Raw genomic sequence first — 20,846 nt, 5'->3', positions numbered from 1 at the left:
TTATTACAGGCCCAGGTGTTATGCCCGACTACGTTAATTGGCTTCGTCACGCTTCGCCCTACATCAATGCCCACCGCGACTGCACCTTTGTGGTCATGCTGCCTGGCGATGGGGTGGAACACCCGAACTTCGGCAATATCGTCCACGACCTGGTGCTGTTGCACAGCCTGGGCGTGCGACTGGTGCTGGTGCACGGCTCGCGTCCGCAGATTGAAGCGCGCCTTGAAGCGCGCGGCCTTACCCCGGCTTATCACGAAGGTTTGCGCATTACCGATGCGGCGACGCTCGAGTGCGTGATCGACGCGGTGGGGCAGTTGCGTATTGCCATCGAAGCGCGCCTGTCCATGGACATGGCGTCATCGCCCATGCAGGGCTCGCGCTTGCGGGTGGCCAGCGGCAACCTGGTGACCGCGCGGCCAATCGGTGTGCTCGAAGGCGTGGACTATCACCACACCGGCGAAGTGCGCCGGGTCGACCGCAAGGGCATCAACCGGTTGCTGGACGAGCGCTCTATCGTGCTGCTGTCGCCGCTGGGTTATTCGCCCACCGGTGAGATTTTCAACCTCGCCTGCGAAGACGTGGCCACCCGTGCCGCCATCGACCTGGGCGCCGACAAGTTGCTGCTGTTTGGTGCCGACCTGGGCCTGATCGATGAAAACGGCCGACTGGTGCGTGAGTTACGTCCGCAGCAAGTGCCGGCGCACCTGCAGCGCCTGGGCAGCAACTATCAGGCAGAGCTGCTCGATGCCGCCGCCGAAGCCTGCCGTGGCGGGGTAGGGCGCAGCCATATTGTCAGCTATGTCGAAGACGGCGCTTTGCTCACCGAACTGTTCACCCGCGACGGCGGCGGTACGCTGGTTGCCCAGGAGCAATTCGAACTGGTGCGCGAAGCGGCGATTGAAGACGTCGGCGGTTTGCTCGACCTGATCAGTCCTTTGGAAGAGCAGGGCATCCTGGTGCGTCGTTCCCGGGAAGTGCTTGAGCGTGAGATCGAGCAGTTCAGCGTGGTCGAGCGTGAAGGCATGATCATTGCCTGCGCGGCGTTGTATCAGATCGCCGATTCGGATGCGGGTGAGTTGGCGTGCCTGGCGGTGAACCCGGAATACCGCCATGGCGCACGCGGCGATGTATTGCTCGAACGCATCGAGACCCGTGCCCGGGCCCAGGGCCTGAAAACCTTGTTTGTCCTCACCACCCGCACCGCCCACTGGTTCCGTGAGCGCGGCTTTGTGCCAAGCAGCGTGGACCGCCTGCCTTCAGCGCGGGCGTCGCTGTACAACTATCAGCGCAACTCGAAAATTTTCGAGAAGCCTTTGTAAACCCAATCCAGCAACACTACCTAACCAAATGTGGGAGGGGGCTTGCCCCCGATAGCAGTGGGTCAGTTAACTGATAAGTCGCTGACAGACCGCAATCGGGAGCAAGCCCCCTCCCACATTTGAGCCCTGCGCCTTCAAAAACTTTACCAAGGCTTCAGAAGCCTTGATTTGTGCCGATACGATAAAAACGCCGTCAGTAGCCGACAGCCGCGCTGACATCAAAAGAAAGTAATCCCGATACAAAAACTGTAACAAATTGACGGGAGGATGTGCCTTTGGCCATGATGGCGTCGCCTTTTTGATCGTGGGTGACGTATGCAGCAGAGCGTCAACACTAAGCGATCTAAAAAAGTGCTGATAAATACCCTTTAGGAATTAGCTTATGGGGTGGTCGGTCTAGCCTGACCAGCCCGGTGGGTGAATGCGCTTATTCCTGAATGGTATGAAAAAGAATGAAACAATTCTTTTTGGGTGTATGAAAAACTCATTACCCTGCAGGGACCAAATCAACTGCGGTTAGACGAAGGTAGTAGGCATGCAAGGTTAGGATTGACTTGGTGGTCACTATCTGGCGCTAATCGCGCATCTGTGGATCGAGGGCGTCAGACCCGAGACCAAAGAAATACAAAAATTAGAAATGAGAGGAGCGGTACATGAAGAAGTCCACCTTGGCTGTGGCTGTAGCGTTGGGCGCCATCGCCCAGCAAGCAGGCGCTGCCGGTTTCATCGAAGACAGCAAGGCCACACTGGGTCTGCGTAACTTCTATATCAACACCGATAACCGCGAAGGCACGGCCAACCCGAGCAAGAACGAAGAATGGGGCCAAGGCTTCGATCTGCGTTTCATCTCCGGTTATACCCAAGGCACCGTTGGCTTCGGTCTTGACGCTATCGGCCTGTTGGGTGTTCGCCTGGATTCCGGCGGCGGTACCAACGGCGCGACTGCCACGTCCTATGGCGGCACCATCTTCCCGAGCAAGTCCAATGGCGAAGCTGTTGATAACTACTCAAGCCTGGGCCTGACTGCCAAAGCCAAGATTTCCCAGACTGAATTGAAGCTGGGTACCTTGCAGCCCAAGCTGCCGGTCATCGTGACCAACGATGGTCGTCTGCTGCCGCAGACTTTCCAGGGTGGTCAAATCACCTCCAGCGACATCAAGGACCTGACCCTGGTCGCCGGCCAGATCGAAAAAGCCAAGGGCCGTAACTCCAGCAACAACGAAAGCCTGTCCATCTCCGGTGCTAACAGCCGTGGCGTGAACTGGCGTTCGAGCAACAAGTTCTACTACGCCGGTGGCGACTACAAGATCACCAAGGATCTGACCGCCCAGTACTACTACGGCAATCTGGAAGATTTCTACAAGCAGCACTTCCTGGGCCTGACCCATAACTGGGCCATCGGTCCGGGCGTGTTGAAGTCTGACCTGCGTTATTTCAACAGCTCCGACGACGGTAACAACGGCAACCAGTCCGCCTACTTTTCTACAGGCAACTATGGTGGCGTCAACTCCGGTCGTGGGAAAGTCGACAACAACCTGTACAGCGGCCTGTTCCTGTATTCGGTTGCCGGTCACACCTTCGGTGGTGGTTACCAGGTCAGCAACGGCAGCAGCGACTTCCCTTGGCTGAACCAGGGTGACGGCTCGTCGGCCTACATCACTACCGACATGCAGATCCAGAAGTTCGCCCGTGCCGGCGAGCGTACCTGGCAAGCTCGCTACTCCTATGACTTCGCCAAGGTTGGCGTACCTGGCCTGACCGCTGGTGTGGTTTACCTCAAAGGCGACCATATCGACACCGTTGCCAGCAACCGTGCCGAGTTCACCGGCCAGTCCGAGTGGGAACGTGACATCACTGTTGCCTACGTCGTACCGGAAGGTCCGCTGAAAAACGTCGGCGTGGCGTGGAAAAACGCTATGTGGCGCAGCGATATCGCCAACGCGCGTAACCAGGACGAAAACCGCTTGATCGTCAGCTACTCGATCCCGCTGTTGTAAGACTGTAAAGCCTTGCCCGGCGCAATGCCGGGCAAGGTGTGTTGCTTTCAAGTCGGGCTCAACCCCCGCAAGCCCTTCCTGAAATCCCTCTTGGTACAGCGTCTCAAGGCCTTCTCGAACCTTGAAAACGATGTTGATCCTCGTCCGCTCCGAAGTCCAATGAACAGATTTTTATATTCCTTTATCGTCTAGATAAATCGATATTTATTCTTTTTAAAATCTTCCCAAACCCTGCACAGTGAGCTCCATAAGCACTCATCAGGAGCCCCACCATGAGCCTAAGACTGGGCGACATCGCCCCCGACTTCGAACAGGATTCCAGCGCCGGCAAGATTCGTTTCCACGAATGGCTGGGTGATAGCTGGGGTGTGCTGTTCTCCCACCCGGCGGACTTTACTCCGGTGTGCACCACCGAACTGGGCTTCACCGCCAAACTCAAGGATGAGTTCGCCCAGCGAGGCGTCAAGGCCATTGCCTTGTCGGTTGACCCGGTGGACTCGCACCACAAATGGATCGAAGACATCAACGAAACCCAGAACACCGTCGTCAATTTCCCGATCCTGGCCGATGCCGACCGCAAAGTCTCGGACCTCTACGACCTGATCCATCCCAACGCCAGTGACACCCTCACCGTGCGCTCCCTGTTCGTGATCGACCCGAACAAGAAAATCCGCCTGACCATTACCTACCCGGCCAGCACCGGTCGTAACTTCCACGAAATCCTGCGGGTGATCGACTCGCTGCAGCTGACCGACAACCATAAGGTCGCCACTCCCGCCAATTGGCAGGACGGTGATGAGGTGGTGATCGTGCCGTCGCTCAAGGATGAGGAAGAGATCAAAAAACGCTTTCCCAAGGGCTATAGGGCAGTGAAGCCGTACCTGCGGCTTACCCCGCAACCCAATCGTTAACACAGGACCCATGTGGGAGGGGGCTTGCTCCCGATTGCGGTGCGTCAGTTACCTAATACTTTCCTGACCGACCGCTATCGGGGGCAAGCCCCCTCCCACATGTTGAGCACATTTCAAGCACACAAGCAGGGGTTTTTCAGGCCGTTTCGACGGCCTTTTTTTTCGCCTGGCGATCTGTTTATCTCATATGTTTTTATGGAATAAACAAATGAATAAATAAGATTTAAAGATATATAAATCTACTGCTAAGGTCTGTCCCATCTTGGCGCCATCGCCACACAGCGAACCGCCGACACTTGCTCAAGGAATACTTGCATGCTGGTCGTAACACTTGGAGGCAGTCCCAGTCAGCGTTCCCGCTCCGGGGTCTTACTGGAGAAAACCCGTCAATGGCTGCAGGACCAGGGCGTGGAAGTGGTGAGTTACCAGATCCGCGACTTTCCGGCCGAAGACCTGCTGCATGCACGGTTCGACAGCCCCAAGGTCATCGACCTGTTGCAGCAAGTGGCGAATGCCGATGGTTTGGTGATCGCCACGCCGGTGTACAAGGCCTCGTTCTCCGGTGCCTTGAAGACCGTACTCGACCTGCTGCCTGAGCGCGCCCTGGCCCACAAGGTGGTCTTGCCAATGGCCACCGGTGGCAGCATCGCGCACATGCTGGCGGTGGATTACGCCCTTAAACCCGTGTTGTCGGCGCTCAAAGCGCAGGAATTGCTGCATGGGATCTTTGCCGAAGACAGCCAGATCGCCTACGGCGAAGGCAGTGCCCAGGCGCAATTGGTGCCCGTGCTCGAGCAGCGCTTGCACGAAGCCCTGGAGCAGTTCTACAGCGCCATGGCCCGCCGCCCGAAACCGTTGGACCCGCATGTACTCAATGAACGCTTGTTGAGTGCTCGCTGGAGCATTTAAGCCTTACCCGACATCTGGAAACACTCACCTTACTCAGCCGCCAACGGCCAAGCAGGTGCCACCAATACCCTAATCGCCTATTTGGAGAGCGCCATGCGCACTGTCATTTTGCGTCGCGGTCTGGTCGCACTGTTTGCTGCGGCTGTGTCCTTCGGCGCCATCGTTCAAGCCCACGCCGCAGAAACCCTGCGCATCGGTTACCAGAAATACGGCACGCTGGTGCTGCTCAAGGCCAAGGGCACCCTGGAAAAACGCCTGGCTGCCCAGGGCGTGCAGGTGCAATGGACCGAATTCCCCGGTGGCCCGCAATTACTCGAGGGCCTGAATGTCGGCTCCATCGACTTTGGCGTCACCGGCGAAACCCCACCCGTGTTCGCCCAGGCCGCCGGTGCGGACCTGCTTTACGTGGCCTACGAGCCGCCCGCGCCGACCAGTGAAGCGATCCTGGTGCCCAAGGATTCGACGATCAAAACGGTGGCCGAGCTCAAGGGCAAGAAGATCGTGCTGAACAAAGGCTCCAACGTGCACTACCTGCTGGTTCGTGCGCTGGAAGACGCCGGCCTTGCCTACACCGACGTGAAAACCGTGTTCCTGCCGCCCGCCGATGCCCGCGCGGCCTTCGAACGCGGCAGTGTGGACGCCTGGGTAATCTGGGACCCGTACCAGGCCGCCGCCGAGAAGCAACTGCAAGCGCGAACCCTGCGCGACGGCACCGGCATCGCTGACAACCACCAGTTTTACCTGGCGACCAAGCCCTACGCCGAACAGCACCCTGAAGTGATCAAGGCGCTGGTGGAAGAAGTGCGCGCCGTGGGCGAATGGTCCAAGGCCAACCCACAGGAAGTGACGGACCAGGTCGCGCCGCTGCTTGGCCTGCCCGCTGATATCACCCTGACCTCGGTGAAACGCCAGGGCTACGGCGCGCTGTTCCTGACGCCCGAAGTGGTCGCGGCGCAGCAGAAAATCGCCGACAGCTTCTACCAGCTCAAATTGATTCCCAAGCCCTTGAGCATCAAGGACGTGATCTGGACCCCACCCGCCTCGGTTGCCAAAGCGCCGTAATCCGACTTCTTCAGGAGACAACTCCATGAGCCTCAATATTTTCTGGTTCCTGCCTACCCACGGCGACGGTCATTACCTTGGCACCGCCGAAGGCGCTCGCGCCGTCGATCACGGTTACTTGCAACAAGTGGCCCAGGCCGCTGACCGTCTGGGCTTCGGTGGGGTGTTGATCCCCACCGGGCGCTCTTGCGAAGACTCGTGGCTGGTGGCCGCCTCGCTGATTCCGGTGACCCAGCGTTTGAAATTTCTGGTTGCGCTGCGCCCCGGGATCATTTCCCCGACCGTGGCCGCGCGCCAGGCGGCGACCCTGGACCGCCTGTCCGGTGGCCGTGCGCTGTTCAACCTGGTGACCGGTGGTGACCCGGAAGAACTGGCCGGCGACGGCTTGTTCCTCAGTCACGAAGAGCGCTACCAGGCGTCGGTGGAATTCACGCGCATCTGGCGTCGCGTGCTGGAAGGCGAGACCGTTGATTACGACGGCGAGCACATCAGCGTCAAAGGCGCCAAGTTGCTCTACCCGCCAATCCAGCAGCCGCGCCCGCCGCTGTATTTCGGCGGTTCGTCCGAAGCGGCCCAGGACCTGGCAGCCGAACAGGTGGAAATGGTGCTGACCTGGGGCGAACCCCCGGCAGCGGTGGCGGAAAAAATCGAACAAGTACGGGCCAAGGCCGCCAAGCTTGGGCGCACTCTGCGCTTTGGTATTCGCTTGCATGTGATCGTGCGTGAAACCAACGAGGAGGCCTGGAAAGCCGCCGATAAACTGATCTCCCACCTGGACGACGAAACCATCGCCCGCGCCCAAGCGTCCCTGGCGCGCTTCGATTCGGTGGGCCAGCAGCGCATGGCGGCTTTGCATGGCGGCAGTCGCGACAACCTGGAAGTCAGCCCCAACCTGTGGGCCGGGGTCGGCCTGGTGCGCGGCGGCGCGGGCACTGCGCTGGTGGGCGATGGCCCAACGGTTGCGGCACGGGTCAAGGAATACGCAGACCTGGGCATCGACACCTTTATCTTCTCCGGTTATCCCCACCTGGAAGAGTCGTATCGGGTCGCAGAATTGCTGTTCCCGCACCTGGATATCGAACGTCCCGAACTGCCGAAAAGTGCCGGCTACGTCAGCCCGTTCGGCGAGATGGTGGCCAACGACATCCTTCCCAAAGCTGCGTCGCAGAGCTGAGGGGGCGCTATGAACCTGGAAAAATTCAGCCATCGCGTAGCGCCCTGGGTGCTGCCGATTCTATTGCTGGCGGTGTGGCAGTTGTCGGTGACGGCGGGTTGGCTGTCGACGCGCATTCTGCCGGCGCCCAGTGCGGTCATCGAGGCTGGCATCAACCTGGTCCGCAGCGGCGAAATCTGGACGCACCTGGCGATCAGCGGCTGGCGCGCGGGCCTGGGCTTTGTGATCGGTGGCAGCATCGGCCTGGCCCTGGGCTTTATCACCGGCCTGTCGAAGTGGGGCGAGCGTCTGCTGGACAGCTCGGTGCAGATGATCCGCAACGTGCCGCACCTGGCGCTGATTCCCTTGGTGATCCTGTGGTTCGGGATTGACGAGACTGCGAAGATTTTCCTGGTGGCCCTGGGCACGTTGTTCCCGATCTACCTGAACACTTACCACGGCATCCGCAACGTCGACCCGGCGCTGGTGGAAATGTCGCGCAGCTACGGCTTGTCCGGCTTCAGCCTGTTCTGGCAAGTGATCCTGCCGGGCGCGTTGCCGTCGATCCTGGTGGGCGTGCGCTTTGCCCTGGGCTTTATGTGGTTGACGCTGATCGTGGCGGAAACCATCTCGGCCAGTTCCGGCATCGGTTACCTGGCGATGAACGCCCGCGAGTTCCTGCAGACCGACGTGGTGGTGCTGGCCATCGTCATGTACGCGATCCTCGGCAAGCTGGCCGACCTGGCGGCGCGAGGCCTGGAACGGGTGTGGCTGCGCTGGCACCCGGCGTATCAAGTGAATAAGGGAGGTGCGGCATGACGGCTCAACAACCCCCGCGCCTGCTCAAGGGCATCCCCCTGGCGGTGCGCAAATTGCGCAAATCCTTTGGCGCGCGTGAAGTGCTCAAGGACATCGACCTGCATATCCCAGCCGGCCAATTCGTGGCGGTGGTCGGCCGCAGCGGCTGCGGCAAAAGTACCTTGCTGCGCCTGCTGGCGGGGCTGGACAAAGCCAGTGGCGGCGAGCTGCTGGCGGGTTCTGCGCCGCTGCATGAGGCAATCGAAGACACGCGGCTGATGTTCCAGGAAGCGCGCTTGCTGCCGTGGAAAAAGATCATCGACAACGTCGGCCTGGGCCTTACGGGCAACTGGCGCCCCAAGGCGTTGCAAGCGCTGGAGGCGGTAGGCCTGGCCGAGCGCGCCGAGGAGTGGCCGGCGGCCTTGTCTGGTGGCCAGAAGCAGCGCGTCGCGTTGGCGCGGGCCCTGATTCATCAGCCGCGCCTGTTGCTGCTTGACGAACCGCTGGGCGCGCTGGATGCCCTGACACGTATCGAGATGCAGCAACTGATCGAAAACCTGTGGCAGAAACATGGCTTTACCGTGCTGCTGGTCACCCATGACGTCAGTGAAGCCGTGGCGATTGCCGACCGGGTCATCCTGATCGAAGACGGCGAAATCGGCCTGGACCTGATGGTGGACCTGCCCCGTCCCCGCGCCCGTGGCTCACATCGCCTGGCTGCGCTGGAAGCCGAAGTGCTCAACCGCGTGCTGTCGCTGCCCGGCTCACCGCCGGAACCCGAACCCGTTTCACCGCTGCCGACGCAATTGCGTTGGGCGCAATAAAGCAGCGGCAAGCTTTTAGCTTCAAGCTGCAAGAAGGAGCCCGGTGCTTTTACTTGCAGCTTGTAGCTCGCAACTTGCAGCTAATTTCCACTCGAGGAGAAATCGTATGACTATCAAAGCCATCAACGTGCGTAACCAGTTCAAAGGCACCATCAAGGAAATCGTGGTGGGCGATGTGTTGTCGGAAATCGACGTGCAGACGGCGTCTGGCATCGTCACCTCGGTGATCACCACCCGCTCGGTAAAGGAGCTGGAGTTGGTGATTGGCAGTGAAGTGATTGCCTTCGTGAAATCGACCGAGGTGTCGATCGCCAAACTGTGAGTGTTTGAGACCGCCTTGATCGTTCCCACGCTCTGCGTGGGAATGCCGCCTGGGACGCTCCGCGTCCCGCTGCATAAAAGTGACGCGGAGCGTCACGGGATGCATTCCCACGCAGAGCGTGGGAACGATCATTAGAAGACTCACCGCTTGGGCAAATACATCGGCAAATAAAGCCCCACATACGCATCAAACACCCGCATCCCTTCCTCCGCCATGCGCGGCGTGATCTGCCCATGCTGGTGCACCGAACGCGCATACACGCGGTCACTGAGCTCCAATGCCAGGGCAAACACATCCACATCGCTGGGTAGTGTCGGCACGTCGAAGTGGCGATTGAACACGTCGAGCATCAGATCGCCCAATTCCAGGTCATGCTGACGATCCGCCTGGGTGACTTCGGTCAAGCCATGCTGGGCCAGGATCAACTGGCGGGCTGCGGCATCATTGCTGTAGACGGTGAGCATGCGCTGCTCGACGATGCAGGACAGGTCGCGCCAGGTCGTGAGCGAGTCATGTTCGATGGGCGCCTGGATGGCCGCGCGGAAGGCTGCGTGCACATCCGCCGTCAATGCCTCCAGTAACGCCGGCACGCTGGCGAAAAAGTGGTACACCGACGAGGGCGGGATTTGCGCCCGTTCGGCCACGCTGTAGATCGACAGGCCGGCCACGCCTTCGGCCGCCAGCAAGGCGCGGGCGGCGTCCAGGATCGCGTCGATCCGGGCCTGGCTGCGGGCGCGGGGTTTGCGAGGGGCGGCGGGGCGGGGGGGCATGGAAGTCTCCTACAGGGCAGCGGGCATTGTATGAGCAGGAAGGTGTGTTGTCTGCCAGAGCGCCATCGGGGGCAAGCCCCCTCCCACACTTGACCGAGTTCCAACTTTGGAATGCAGTCAAATGTGGGAGGGGGCTTGCTCCCGATGCTGCCAACGCGGTCCCTCAGAAGAAACCCATAAAAAACGCCGCAGGCCATAAGCTCTGCGGCGCTCTTTTTCTGCAGCCGCTGTTTAAACGGTATGCAGATACCAGTTGTACTCAAGGTCGGAGATGGAGTGTTCGAACTCTTCCAGCTCACTTTCCTTACAGGCGACAAAGATATCGATGTATTTAGGATCGATGTACTTGGCCATCACCTCGCTGTCATCCAACTCGCGCAGGGCATCGCGCAGGTTGTTCGGCAGGCTTTGTTCGTTCTGCTCGTAGCTGTTGCCTTCCACAGGAGCGCCCGGTTCGATCTTGTTGGTCAGACCGTGGTGCACGCCCGCCAGGACCGAAGCCATCAGCAGGTAAGGGTTGGCGTCGGCACCCGCCACGCGGTGTTCGATACGCACGGAGTCGGCAGTGCCGGTCGGTACGCGAATCGCCACGGTGCGGTTGTCCAGGCCCCAGCACGGCGAGTTCGGCACGTAGAACTGTGCGCCGAAACGACGGTAGGAGTTGACGTTGGGGCACAGGAACGCCATTTGGGCGGGCAGGGTCTCGAGCACACCGCCGATCGCGTGACGCAATGCGGCGTTCTGCTCGGGATCCTCGCTGGCAAAGATGTTCTTGCCGTCCTTGTCCAGAATGGAGATGTGTACGTGCAAACCGTTGCCTGCCTGGCCTGGGTAAGGCTTGGCCATGAAGGTGGTGTCCATCTCATGGTCGTAGGCGATGTTCTTGATCAGGCGCTTGAGCAGTACCGCGTAGTCGCAGGCCTTGATCGGGTCGGCGACGTGGTGCAGGTTCACTTCGAACTGCGCCGGGGCACTTTCCTTGACGATGGCGTCGGCCGGGATGCCTTGCTCTTTGGCACCTTCCAGAATGTCCTGGAGGCAGTCGACGTATTCGTCGAGGTCGTCGATCAGGTAGACCTGTGTCGAGTGCGGGCGTTTGCCGGAAATCGGCGAGCGAGGCGGTTGTGGCCGGCCGTTCACGTTCTCCTGGTCGATCAGGTAGAACTCAAGCTCGAAGGCGGCGCAGATGGTCAGGCCCATGTCGTCGAACTTGCTCACGACTTGGCGCAGCACTTCGCGCGGATCGGCGAAGAAGGGTTCGCCTTCCAGTTCGTGCATGGTCATCAGCAGTTGCGCGGTGGGGCGCTTTTGCCAGGGCTCATTGCACAGGGTGTCGGGGATTGGATAACAGATTCGGTCAGCATCACCGATGTCCAGGCCCAGGCCGGTGCTTTCCACCGTAGAGCCGTTGATATCCAGGGCAAATAAAGAGGCAGGCAGGTTAATGCCCTTCTCGTAAACCTTGTGGAGGCTGGTGCGTTCGATGCGCTTACCGCGCACCACACCATTCATATCCGCAATTAGAAGGTCTACGTACAGAACCTCAGGATGATCCTTAAGGAACGCGTTCGCTTCGTTAAGCTGAACGGCACGCGGGGGTACCGACATGATGCAACACCTTTGTTGTTAAAAATATCAATCATTGATCTTTTCTGGTTTCAGTCAACCCGAACGGCATGCCGAAGTCAAGCGAGGCCTTTTTTGCCCTGAAAAAGCGCCAGGGCGCCTTTTTTGGGGCTTTTTGGGGCGTTTTTTTGGGTTTGAGGGTCTTGGGACCTGCAGGCTTGAGCGGGCCGTGTTGTATTTTTTACGGGGGTGTTGTGTAAAAAAATGAACAAGGCTAAGCTCGATTCAAACCCATAACAGCAATAATACCGGGGTGCTTCATGTCTCGCCTGCCGCCAACTGGCGTCTTGGCCTGCTTCAGCCAGGCTGTGTGTTCCGTTTATTCCTGCAGCGTGTATCCCTGCGCACCGGCCAATATTCTTGACGCTTGGTCCGACCCTCTCTTTTTCCCTTCGTTTGTCTCAACGGTGCCGCCCGGCAGCGCCAATGCAGAGTGCTGCTCATGATTCTGCACAAGTTTGGCGTGAGGAATGCAACGCTGCAGCAAATGGCAGGTAAGCTCCTACCCTGAGTGAACAAAACGACGCGGATGCTGCGTCAACCAACGCCTGGCCTTTTAATGGATGCCAGGAAACCCAGCCCAGAGGCATTTATGAGTAACAACCTCGACCAGCTCACCGATTGGTTGAAAGACCACAAGATCACAGAAGTCGAATGCATGATTGGCGACCTCACCGGCATCACCCGGGGCAAGATCTCGCCGACCAACAAGTTCATCGCCGAAAAAGGCATGCGCCTGCCCGAGAGCGTTCTGCTGCAGACCGTGACCGGCGACTATGTCGAAGACGACATCTATTACGAATTGCTCGACCCGGCCGACATCGACATGATCTGCCGCCCCGACCAGAACGCGGTGTTCCTGGTGCCGTGGGCCATCGAGCCGACCGCCCAGGTGATCCACGACACCTACGACAAGCAAGGCAACCCGATCGAGCTGTCGCCGCGCAACGTGCTCAAGAAGGTCCTCAAGCTCTACGCCGACCGCGGCTGGCAGCCCATCGTGGCGCCGGAGATGGAGTTCTACCTGACCAAGCGCTGCGAAGACCCGGACTTCCCGCTGCAACCGCCCATTGGCCGCTCCGGTCGCCCGGAGACGGGCCGCCAGTCCTTCTCTATAGAAGCCGCCAACGAATTCGACCCACTGTTCGAAGACGTCTACGACTGGTGCGAGCTGCAGGAACTGGACCTCGACACGCTGATCCACGAAGACGGCACCGCGCAGATGGAAATCAACTTCCGCCACGGCGATGCGCTGTCCCTGGCCGACCAGATCCTGGTGTTCAAGCGCACCATGCGTGAAGCGGCGCTCAAGCACAACGTGGCCGCCACCTTCATGGCCAAGCCGATGACCGGCGAGCCCGGCAGCGCGATGCACCTGCACCAGAGCATTATCGAGATCGCCACCGGCAAGAACGTCTTCTCCAATGAAGACGGGACCATGAGCCAACTGTTCCTCAATCACATCGGCGGCCTGCAGAAATTCATCCCCGAATTGCTGCCTTTATTCGCCCCCAACGTGAACTCGTTCCGCCGCTTCCTGCCCGACACCTCGGCGCCGGTGAACGTGGAGTGGGGCGAAGAAAACCGCACCGTGGGCCTGCGCGTACCGGATGCCGGCCCGCAGAACCGCCGCGTGGAAAACCGCTTGCCGGGCGCCGATGCCAACCCGTACCTGGCGATTGCCGCCAGCTTGCTGTGTGGCTACATCGGCATGGTCGAAGGCCATAACCCGAGCGCACCCGTGGTGGGTCGTGGCTACGAGCGACGCAACCTGCGCCTGCCGTTGACCATCGAAGACGCGCTGGAACGCATGGAAAACAGCAAGACCATCGAGAAATACCTGGGTCAGAAGTTCATCACCGGCTACGTCGCGGTCAAGCGGGCCGAGCATGAAAACTTCAAGCGCGTGATCAGTTCGTGGGAGCGGGAATTCCTACTCTTTGCCGTCTGATGCGCCGGGCGCGCTGCTGGAACAGCGCGCCCCCACCTGAAATGTCTAGGAGATTGGTATGTCCAGCAACAACCCGCAAACCCGTGAATGGCAAGCCTTGAGCAATGATCACCACCTGGCGCCGTTCAGCGACTTCAAGCAATTGAAAGAGAAAGGCCCAAGGATCATCACCAAAGCCCACGGCGTTTACCTGTGGGACAGCGAAGGCAACAAGATCCTCGACGGCATGGCCGGCCTGTGGTGCGTGGCGATCGGCTACGGTCGCGATGAACTGGCTGACGCCGCCGCCAAGCAGATGAAAGAACTGCCGTACTACAACCTGTTCTTCCAGACCGCTCACCCGCCGGTACTCGAGCTGGCCAAAGTCATTTCCGAAGTCGCACCCGCGGGCATGAACCATGTGTTCTTCACCGGTTCCGGCTCCGAAGGCAACGACACCATGTTGCGCATGGTCCGCCACTACTGGGCGATCAAAGGCCAGCCCAACAAGAAAACCATCATCAGCCGCAAGAATGGCTACCACGGCTCCACGGTGGCCGGCGCCAGCCTGGGCGGCATGACCTACATGCATGAACAGGGCGACTTGCCGATCCCGGGCATCACCCACATCGCCCAACCGTACTGGTTTGGCGAAGGCGGCGACATGAGCCCTGACGAATTCGGGGTCTGGGCCGCCAACCAGTTGGAAGAGAAGATCCTGGAGCTGGGCGTGGACACGGTCGGTGCGTTTATTGCCGAGCCGATCCAGGGCGCCGGTGGCGTGATCGTGCCGCCCGACAGCTACTGGCCGCGCATCAAGGAAATCCTCGCCAAGTACGACATCCTGTTTGTCGCCGACGAAGTGATCTGCGGTTTCGGCCGTACCGGCGAGTGGTTCGGCAGCGATTTCTACGACCTCAAGCCCCACATGATGACCATCGCCAAGGGCCTGACCTCGGGCTACGTGCCCATGGGCGGGCTGATCGTGCACGACGATGTGGTGGCCGTGCTCAACGAAGGCGGCGATTTCAACCACGGTTTCACCTACTCCGGGCACCCGGTGGCGGCGGCGGTGGCCCTGGAAAACATCCGAATCCTGCGCGATGAAAAAATCGTTAACCGTGTACACGACGAAACGGCACCGTATTTGCAGAAACGTCTGAGGGAGCTGGCGGACCATCCACTGGTGGGTGAAGTGCGCGGCGTGGGCATGCTCGGAGCGATCGAGCTGGTGCAGGACAAGGCCACGCGCAAGCGTTACGAAGGAAAGGGCGCGGGCATGATCTGCCGCACGTTCTGCTTCGAAAATGGCCTGATCATGCGCGCCGTGGGCGACACCATGATCATTTCGCCGCCGCTTGTGATCAGCCAGGCCGAAATCGACGAACTGGTGACCAAGGCCCGCCAGTGCCTGGACCTGACTTTGGCGGCATTGCAGGGCTAAGTGCTAGGCTCAGTGCGCAGCGGCTTTCGGGTGCTGCGACTGTGTAGATAAATGTAGGGGCCTGTTGAAAGCGGGCCCCCGAACTTGCCAGACTGTCGTCCTGTTTTGTTGCCCTTTGGCTGGGCCCGAAACACCTACAACTTGCGGCCCCAAAAAGAAAAATCGGAGCATCACCCAATGAAGGCATTAGGTTTGAAGAACGCTGGCAAGACCCTCCTCGCCTTGTCCCTGATGGGCGCAATGGCGAGCGCGGCCCAGGCGGACAATAAAGTGCTGCACGTCTACAACTGGTCCGACTACATTGCACCGGACACCGTCGCCAACTTTGAAAAAGAGTCCGGCATCAAGGTGGTGTACGACGTGTTCGACAGCAACGAGACCCTGGAAGCCAAGTTGCTGGCAGGCAAGTCCGGGTACGACATCGTCGTACCGTCGAACAACTTCCTCGCCAAGCAGATCAAGGCCGGTGTCTACCAGGAGCTGGACACGTCCAAGCTGCCCAACTACAGCAACCTGAACAAATCCCTGCTTAAGGCCGTGTCGGTCAGCGACCCGGACAACAAGCACGCCTTCCCGTACATGTGGGGCTCGATTGGTATCGGCTACAACCCGGAGAAGGTCAAGGCCGCGCTGGGCGTGGACAAGATCGAGTCGTGGGATGTGCTGATGAAGCCGGAAAACATCGCCAAGCTGAAAAGCTGCGGCGTGAGCTTCCTCGACTCGCCGACCGAAATGCTGCCGATCGCCTTGCATTACCTGGGCCTGCCGACCGACAGCCAGAAGAAGGCCGACCTCAAGCAAGCCGAAGACCTGTTCCTGAAAATCCGCCCGTCGATTGGCTACTTCCACTCGTCCAAGTACATCTCGGACCTGGCCAACGGCAACATCTGCGTGGCCGTGGGTTATTCGGGTGACATCCAGCAGGCCAAGTCCCGTGCGGCTGAAGCTGGTGGCAAAGTCAAAGTGGCCTACGACATTCCGAAAGAAGGCGCCGGCAGCTTCTTCGACATGGTCGCCATCCCGAAAGATGCTGAAAACGTCGACGCCGCCTATGCATTCATGAACTACCTGCTCAAGCCGGAAGTCATGGCGTCGATCACCAACAGCGTGCGCTTCCCGAACGGCAACGAGAAGGCCACGGCGCTGGTCGACAAAGACATCACCAGCGACCCGGGCATCTACCCGTCGGCAGAAGTGCAGGCCAAGCTCTACGCGATTGCGGACCTGCCGGCCGCGACCCAGCGTGAAATGACGCGCAGCTGGACCAAGATCAAATCCGGTAAATAAGCCTCAAAACCTGTGGGAGGGGGCTTGCCCCCGATGGCGTTGTATCAGAAACACCTGTGCAAGCTGACACACCGCCATCGGGGGCAAGCCCCCTCCCACAAATTAGATCAAAGAAAGTTTTGCCGGATCGGTTTATCGAGGGTAAGTTGCGCGCCGGTTTTGTTGCCGGGCAACAACTCTAGGGCCAACTATTTAAGAGGACCTCCACTTGCCAATTTCTTTATTTCGCAAAGCCTTGCTGGTGGGTGCAGGTATCACGCTGGCTGTCAGCGTGCAGGCCGCACCGACCGTGCATGTTTATAACTGGTCGGACTACATCGGCCCCGACACATTGGCCAACTTCGAAAAGGCCACCGGCATCAAGCCCGTCTATGACGTGTTCGATTCCAACGAAACCCTGGAAGGCAAGCTGCTCGCCGGGCGTACCGGTTACGACGTGGTGGTGCCGTCCAACCACTTCCTGGGCAAGCAGATCAAGGCCGGGGCGTTCCAGAAGCTGGATAAGTCCCTGCTGACCAATTACGCCAACCTTGACCCGGCATTGCTCAAGCGTCTTGAGAAAAATGATCCGGGCAATGGCTACGCCGTGCCGTACCTGTGGGGCACCAACGGCATCGGTTACAACGTCGACAAAGTGAAGGAGGTGCTGGGCGTCGACAAGATCGATTCCTGGGCCGTGCTGTTCGAGCCGGAAAACATGAAGAAGCTCGCCACCTGCGGCGTTTCGTTCATGGACTCGGCGGATGAAATGCTGCCGGCCGTGCTCAACTACATGGGCCTGGACCCTAACAGTACCAACCCGGCCGACTACAAGAAGGCCGAGGAAAAACTGCTCAAGGTACGGCCCTACGTGACCTACTTCCATTCCTCCAAATACATCTCGGACCTGGCCAACGGCAATATCTGCGTGGCAGCCGGTTTCTCCGGTGATGTGTTCCAGGCCAAGGCCCGCGCAAGCGAGGCAGGCAAAGGCGTGAACATCGCCTACGCGATTCCCAAGGAAGGCGGCAACCTGTGGTTTGACGTGCTGGCGATCCCCAAGGACGCTGCCAACGTCAAAGAGGCTCACGCCTTCATCAACTATTTGCTGCAACCTGAAGTGATCGCTCAGGTCAGTGACTACGTCGGTTATGCCAACCCTAACCCCGGGGCGGACACACTGATGGAGCAATCGATACGCACCGACGCAGCGGTTTACCCACCGCAGGCGGTTCTCGACCGGACATTCGTCAACGTCGAGCTACCCCCGAACGTGCAGCGTTTAATGACCCGTAGCTGGACCAAGGTCAAGACGGGCAAGTAAGGCTCAAACTATTCAAGGTTCGCCTGCACCGGGCGAGCTGTACTCTTTTTTTGGGAGTTTCGTAAATGGCAGTTGCCTCCGGCGCCTATAAGAAAGCCCTCGAGGGCGACCAGACACCGAAAAAGGTGTTGGTCAAAATCGACCGGGTCACGAAGAAGTTCGACGAGACGATTGCGGTGGACGATGTGTCCCTGGAAATCAAGAAAGGCGAGATCTTCGCCTTGCTCGGCGGTTCGGGTTCGGGCAAGTCCACCTTGCTGCGCATGCTCGCAGGCTTCGAGCGCCCGACCGAAGGCCGCATATACCTCGACGGTGTGGACATCACCGACATGCCGCCCTATGAGCGGCCGATCAACATGATGTTCCAGTCCTACGCCTTGTTCCCGCACATGACCGTGGCACAGAACATCGCCTTCGGCCTGCAACAGGACAAGATTCCCAAGGCTGAAGTCGACGCTCGCGTGGCCGAGATGCTCAAGCTGGTGCAGATGAGCCAGTACGCCAAGCGCAAGCCGCACCAGTTGTCCGGCGGCCAACGCCAGCGTGTGGCCCTGGCCCGTTCCCTGGCCAAGCGCCCGAAACTGCTGCTGCTCGATGAGCCGATGGGCGCCCTCGACAAGAAACTGCGCTCTCAGATGCAACTGGAGCTGGTCGAGATCATCGAACGCGTCGGCGTGACCTGTGTGATGGTGACCCACGATCAGGAAGAGGCCATGACCATGGCCGAGCGCATCGCGATCATGCACCTGGGCTGGATCGCCCAGATCGGCAGCCCGATCGACATCTACGAAACGCCCACCAGCCGCCTGGTGTGCGAGTTCATCGGCAACGTCAATATCTTCGACACCCAAGTGGTGGACGACGCCGAAGGCCACGCCGTACTCAAGTGCCCGGACCTGGACCGCGATATCTACGTGGGCTACGGCATCGCCACCGCAGTGGAAGACAAGTCGGTGACTTACGCCATCCGCCCGGAAAAACTGCTGGTCACAACCCAGATGCCGACCTGCGAGCACAACTGGTCCAGCGGCAAAGTCCACGACATCGCCTACCTGGGCGGCCACTCGGTGTTCTATGTGGAGCTGCCGAGCGGCAAGCTGGTGCAGTCCTTCGTCGCCAACGCCGAACGCCGTGGCCAGCGCCCAACCTGGGGCGACCAGGTGTACGTCTGGTGGGAAGACGACAGCGGCGTGGTACTGCGCTCATGAACATGAAGAAATTCAAGCGGCGCTTGGATCGCATCGTGCCCAGTGGCAAGCAGGTGGTCATCGGGATTCCCTTCCTCTGGCTGTTCCTGTTTTTCGCCCTGCCGTTTTTCATCGTGCTGAAAATCAGCTTTGCCGAAGCCGATGTGGCGATTCCGCCCTACACCGAGATCTACACCTACGTTGAGCAAAAGCTGCAAGTGGTGCTGAACCTGGCCAACTACAGCTTGCTGGCGGGCGATGAGCTCTACATCGCCGCGTACCTGGGCTCGCTGAAGATGGCGTTTTTCAGCACGCTGCTGTGCCTGCTGATCGGCTACCCGATGGCCTACGCCATCGCCACCGCGCGCAAGGAAATGCAAACGGTGCTGGTGCTGCTGATCATGATGCCGACCTGGACCGCGATCCTGATCCGCGTCTATGCGTGGATGGGCATCCTCAGCAACAACGGTTTGCTCAACGGCTTCCTGATGTCCATGGGGCTGATCAACGAACCGCTGCAGATCCTCAACACCAACATCGCGGTGTATATCGGCGTGGTCTATTCGTACCTGCCATTCATGATCCTGCCGCTGTACGCCAACCTGGTCAAACACGACCAGAGCCTGCTGGAAGCCGCGTCGGACCTGGGTTCGAGCACCTTCAACAGTTTCTGGAAAATCACCGTGCCGCTGTCCAAGAACGGCATTATCGCAGGCTGCATGCTGGTGTTTATCCCGGTGGTGGGCGAGTTCGTGATTCCTGAACTGCTCGGCGGCCCGGAAACCCTGATGATCGGTAAAGTGCTGTGGCAAGAATTCTTCAACAACCGTGACTGGCCGGTGGCCTCTGCATTGGCCGTGGTGATGCTGGCGATCCTGATCGTGCCGATCATTCTGTTCAACCGCAGCCAGGCTAAAGAGCTGGAGGGCAAGATATGAAGCGCTTTCGTTTCTCCAGCTTCATGCTGGTCGTGGGGTTGTTGTTCATCTACCTGCCGATGCTGATCCTGGTGATCTACTCGTTCAACGAATCCAAGCTGGTGACGGTGTGGGGCGGTTGGTCGATCAAGTGGTACGTGGGCCTGCTGGACAACACCCAGTTGATGGGCTCGGTGGCGCGTTCCCTGGAAATCGCCTGCTACACGGCGGTGGCGGCGGTAGCGCTGGGTACACTGGCGGCGTTCGTGCTGACGCGCATCAGCCAGTTCAAGGGGCGTACGCTGTTTGGCGGCCTGGTCACGGCGCCGTTGGTGATGCCGGAAGTGATCACCGGCTTGTCGCTGTTGCTGCTGTTCGTGGCCATGGCGCAGATGATCGGCTGGCCCCAGGAGCGTGGCATCGTCACCATCTGGATCGCCCACACCACCTTCTGCGCGGCGTATGTGGCGGTGGTGGTGTCGGCACGCTTGCGTGAACTGGACCTGTCGATCGAGGAAGCGGCGATGGACCTGGGGGCACGGCCGTGGAAGGTGTTCTTCCTGATCACCATCCCGATGATCGCGCCATCGCTGGCGGCGGGCGGCATGATGTCGTTCGCGCTGTCGCTGGATGACCTGGTATTGGCCAGCTTCGTCTCGGGGCCGGGTTCGACCACCTTGCCGATGGAAGTGTTCTCGGCCGTGCGCCTTGGGGTCAAACCTGAGATTAACGCGGTGGCCAGCCTGATTCTGCTGGCGGTGTCGCTGGTGACCTTCCTGGTGTGGTTCTTCAGCCGTCGGGCCGAGGAACATCGCAAGAAAGCCATCCAGCAAGCGATTGAAGAAGCGGCGGCGGATGGCTGGAAACAGCCGGACGCGCGCCGGGCGCCCGCACCGGTCTAACTGCCGGAACCGGATCAAAATGTGGGAGGGGGCTTGCCCCCGATAGCAGTGTGTCAGTCAGCACACCTGATACTGATACACCGCCATGATCGTTCCCACGCTCCGCGTGGGAGCGCCTCCTGTGACGCTCTGCGTCACGCTTTTAGAAGCTGACGCGGAGCGTCCTGGCCTGCATTCCCACGCAG

General features: G+C 59.7%; 18 protein-coding genes. 16 read left to right on the top strand and 2 right to left on the bottom strand.

Features of this window, described 5'->3' with window-relative positions:
• The first annotated feature begins 20 nt into the window (after positions 1–20).
• From argA to C4J91_RS26110, 9 genes are all read left to right on the top strand, one after another.
• Positions 21–1,319: an amino-acid N-acetyltransferase gene (gene argA / locus C4J91_RS26150; RefSeq protein ID WP_124364878.1), complete on the top strand. Its 1,299-nt coding sequence runs from the start codon at positions 21–23 to the stop codon at positions 1,317–1,319.
• Between the two features lie 653 nt (positions 1,320–1,972).
• Positions 1,973–3,316 carry an OprD family porin gene (locus C4J91_RS26145; protein WP_065934171.1) on the top strand — a complete coding sequence of 448 codons (1,344 nt, stop codon included), beginning with the start codon at positions 1,973–1,975 and terminating at the stop codon, positions 3,314–3,316.
• A gap of 272 nt (positions 3,317–3,588) precedes the next feature.
• Positions 3,589–4,227: a peroxiredoxin gene (locus C4J91_RS26140; protein ID WP_015886425.1), complete on the top strand. Its 639-nt coding sequence runs from the start codon at positions 3,589–3,591 to the stop codon at positions 4,225–4,227.
• A gap of 315 nt (positions 4,228–4,542) precedes the next feature.
• Positions 4,543–5,136 (top strand): NADPH-dependent FMN reductase, encoded by a 594-nt coding sequence (ssuE, locus tag C4J91_RS26135; RefSeq protein ID WP_124364877.1) that lies wholly within the window; start codon positions 4,543–4,545, stop codon positions 5,134–5,136.
• Positions 5,137–5,229: 93 nt separating this feature from the next.
• Complete coding sequence (locus C4J91_RS26130) at positions 5,230–6,198, top strand: sulfonate ABC transporter substrate-binding protein (RefSeq protein WP_124364876.1); 969 nt, start codon at positions 5,230–5,232, stop codon at positions 6,196–6,198.
• 25 nt (positions 6,199–6,223) lie between these two features.
• Entirely contained in the window at positions 6,224–7,372 is a 1,149-nt protein-coding gene (gene ssuD, locus C4J91_RS26125; RefSeq protein ID WP_124364875.1) for an FMNH2-dependent alkanesulfonate monooxygenase, read from the top strand.
• A gap of 9 nt (positions 7,373–7,381) precedes the next feature.
• A complete protein-coding gene (gene ssuC / locus C4J91_RS26120) occupies positions 7,382–8,170 on the top strand; it encodes an aliphatic sulfonate ABC transporter permease SsuC (protein ID WP_124364874.1) in 789 nt (262 codons plus the stop codon).
• On the top strand, positions 8,167–8,973 hold the full coding sequence (gene ssuB / locus C4J91_RS26115; protein ID WP_124364873.1) for an aliphatic sulfonates ABC transporter ATP-binding protein: 807 nt from the start codon (positions 8,167–8,169) through the stop codon (positions 8,971–8,973). The genes ssuC and ssuB overlap by 4 nt, the downstream gene beginning before the upstream one ends.
• Positions 8,974–9,079: 106 nt before the next feature.
• Positions 9,080–9,295: a molybdopterin-binding protein gene (locus tag C4J91_RS26110; protein WP_003176783.1), complete on the top strand. Its 216-nt coding sequence runs from the start codon at positions 9,080–9,082 to the stop codon at positions 9,293–9,295.
• Positions 9,296–9,435: 140 nt separating this feature from the next.
• On the opposite strand, the gene C4J91_RS26105 is transcribed toward C4J91_RS26110, so the two are convergent.
• A complete protein-coding gene (locus tag C4J91_RS26105) occupies positions 9,436–10,065 on the bottom strand; it encodes a TetR/AcrR family transcriptional regulator (protein WP_124364872.1) in 630 nt (209 codons plus the stop codon).
• Positions 10,066–10,296: 231 nt separating this feature from the next.
• Positions 10,297–11,673, bottom strand: coding sequence for a glutamine synthetase family protein (locus tag C4J91_RS26100; protein ID WP_124364871.1), 1,377 nt, complete (start codon positions 11,671–11,673; stop codon positions 10,297–10,299).
• Between the two features lie 610 nt (positions 11,674–12,283).
• Between C4J91_RS26100 and C4J91_RS26095 the strand changes: the two genes are divergently transcribed.
• From C4J91_RS26095 to C4J91_RS26065, 7 genes are all read left to right on the top strand, one after another.
• Complete coding sequence (locus C4J91_RS26095; RefSeq protein ID WP_124364870.1) at positions 12,284–13,642, top strand: glutamine synthetase family protein; 1,359 nt, start codon at positions 12,284–12,286, stop codon at positions 13,640–13,642.
• Positions 13,643–13,700: 58 nt separating this feature from the next.
• Positions 13,701–15,065 (top strand): aspartate aminotransferase family protein, encoded by a 1,365-nt coding sequence (locus C4J91_RS26090; protein ID WP_124364869.1) that lies wholly within the window; start codon positions 13,701–13,703, stop codon positions 15,063–15,065.
• A 192-nt stretch (positions 15,066–15,257) separates the two neighbouring features.
• Complete coding sequence (locus tag C4J91_RS26085) at positions 15,258–16,352, top strand: polyamine ABC transporter substrate-binding protein (protein ID WP_124365217.1); 1,095 nt, start codon at positions 15,258–15,260, stop codon at positions 16,350–16,352.
• A 208-nt stretch (positions 16,353–16,560) separates the two neighbouring features.
• Positions 16,561–17,655 (top strand): polyamine ABC transporter substrate-binding protein, encoded by a 1,095-nt coding sequence (locus tag C4J91_RS26080; RefSeq protein ID WP_124364868.1) that lies wholly within the window; start codon positions 16,561–16,563, stop codon positions 17,653–17,655.
• A gap of 65 nt (positions 17,656–17,720) precedes the next feature.
• Positions 17,721–18,863, top strand: a complete 1,143-nt coding sequence (locus C4J91_RS26075; RefSeq protein WP_065893882.1) for an ABC transporter ATP-binding protein — start codon at positions 17,721–17,723, stop codon at positions 18,861–18,863.
• Complete coding sequence (locus C4J91_RS26070) at positions 18,860–19,780, top strand: ABC transporter permease subunit (protein ID WP_057014223.1); 921 nt, start codon at positions 18,860–18,862, stop codon at positions 19,778–19,780. The genes C4J91_RS26075 and C4J91_RS26070 overlap by 4 nt, the downstream gene beginning before the upstream one ends.
• Positions 19,777–20,661, top strand: a complete 885-nt coding sequence (locus C4J91_RS26065) for an ABC transporter permease subunit (RefSeq protein ID WP_124364867.1) — start codon at positions 19,777–19,779, stop codon at positions 20,659–20,661. The genes C4J91_RS26070 and C4J91_RS26065 overlap by 4 nt, the downstream gene beginning before the upstream one ends.
• The last annotated feature ends 185 nt before the right edge of the window (positions 20,662–20,846 follow it).

The sequence above is a fragment of the Pseudomonas sp. R3-52-08 genome, from assembly GCF_003851745.1.
In the GTDB taxonomy this organism is placed as follows: domain Bacteria; phylum Pseudomonadota; class Gammaproteobacteria; order Pseudomonadales; family Pseudomonadaceae; genus Aquipseudomonas.
This window is presented reverse-complemented; position numbering and strand designations above follow the sequence as displayed.

Excerpts from the sequence above, each read along its gene's own strand:
- argA (WP_124364878.1), top strand. The coding sequence starts at position 21 with ATGCCCGACTACGTTAATTGGCTTCGTCACGCTTCGCCCTACATCAAT.
- C4J91_RS26145 (WP_065934171.1), top strand. The coding sequence starts at position 1,973 with ATGAAGAAGTCCACCTTGGCTGTGGCTGTAGCGTTGGGCGCCATCGCC.
- C4J91_RS26140 (WP_015886425.1), top strand. The coding sequence starts at position 3,589 with ATGAGCCTAAGACTGGGCGACATCGCCCCCGACTTCGAACAGGATTCC.
- ssuE (WP_124364877.1), top strand. The coding sequence starts at position 4,543 with ATGCTGGTCGTAACACTTGGAGGCAGTCCCAGTCAGCGTTCCCGCTCC.
- C4J91_RS26130 (WP_124364876.1), top strand. The coding sequence starts at position 5,230 with ATGCGCACTGTCATTTTGCGTCGCGGTCTGGTCGCACTGTTTGCTGCG.
- ssuD (WP_124364875.1), top strand. The coding sequence starts at position 6,224 with ATGAGCCTCAATATTTTCTGGTTCCTGCCTACCCACGGCGACGGTCAT.
- ssuC (WP_124364874.1), top strand. The coding sequence starts at position 7,382 with ATGAACCTGGAAAAATTCAGCCATCGCGTAGCGCCCTGGGTGCTGCCG.
- ssuB (WP_124364873.1), top strand. The coding sequence starts at position 8,167 with ATGACGGCTCAACAACCCCCGCGCCTGCTCAAGGGCATCCCCCTGGCG.
- C4J91_RS26110 (WP_003176783.1), top strand. The coding sequence starts at position 9,080 with ATGACTATCAAAGCCATCAACGTGCGTAACCAGTTCAAAGGCACCATC.
- C4J91_RS26105 (WP_124364872.1), bottom strand. The coding sequence starts at position 10,065 with ATGCCCCCCCGCCCCGCCGCCCCTCGCAAACCCCGCGCCCGCAGCCAG.
- C4J91_RS26100 (WP_124364871.1), bottom strand. The coding sequence starts at position 11,673 with ATGTCGGTACCCCCGCGTGCCGTTCAGCTTAACGAAGCGAACGCGTTC.
- C4J91_RS26095 (WP_124364870.1), top strand. The coding sequence starts at position 12,284 with ATGAGTAACAACCTCGACCAGCTCACCGATTGGTTGAAAGACCACAAG.
- C4J91_RS26090 (WP_124364869.1), top strand. The coding sequence starts at position 13,701 with ATGTCCAGCAACAACCCGCAAACCCGTGAATGGCAAGCCTTGAGCAAT.
- C4J91_RS26075 (WP_065893882.1), top strand. The coding sequence starts at position 17,721 with ATGGCAGTTGCCTCCGGCGCCTATAAGAAAGCCCTCGAGGGCGACCAG.
- C4J91_RS26070 (WP_057014223.1), top strand. The coding sequence starts at position 18,860 with ATGAACATGAAGAAATTCAAGCGGCGCTTGGATCGCATCGTGCCCAGT.
- C4J91_RS26065 (WP_124364867.1), top strand. The coding sequence starts at position 19,777 with ATGAAGCGCTTTCGTTTCTCCAGCTTCATGCTGGTCGTGGGGTTGTTG.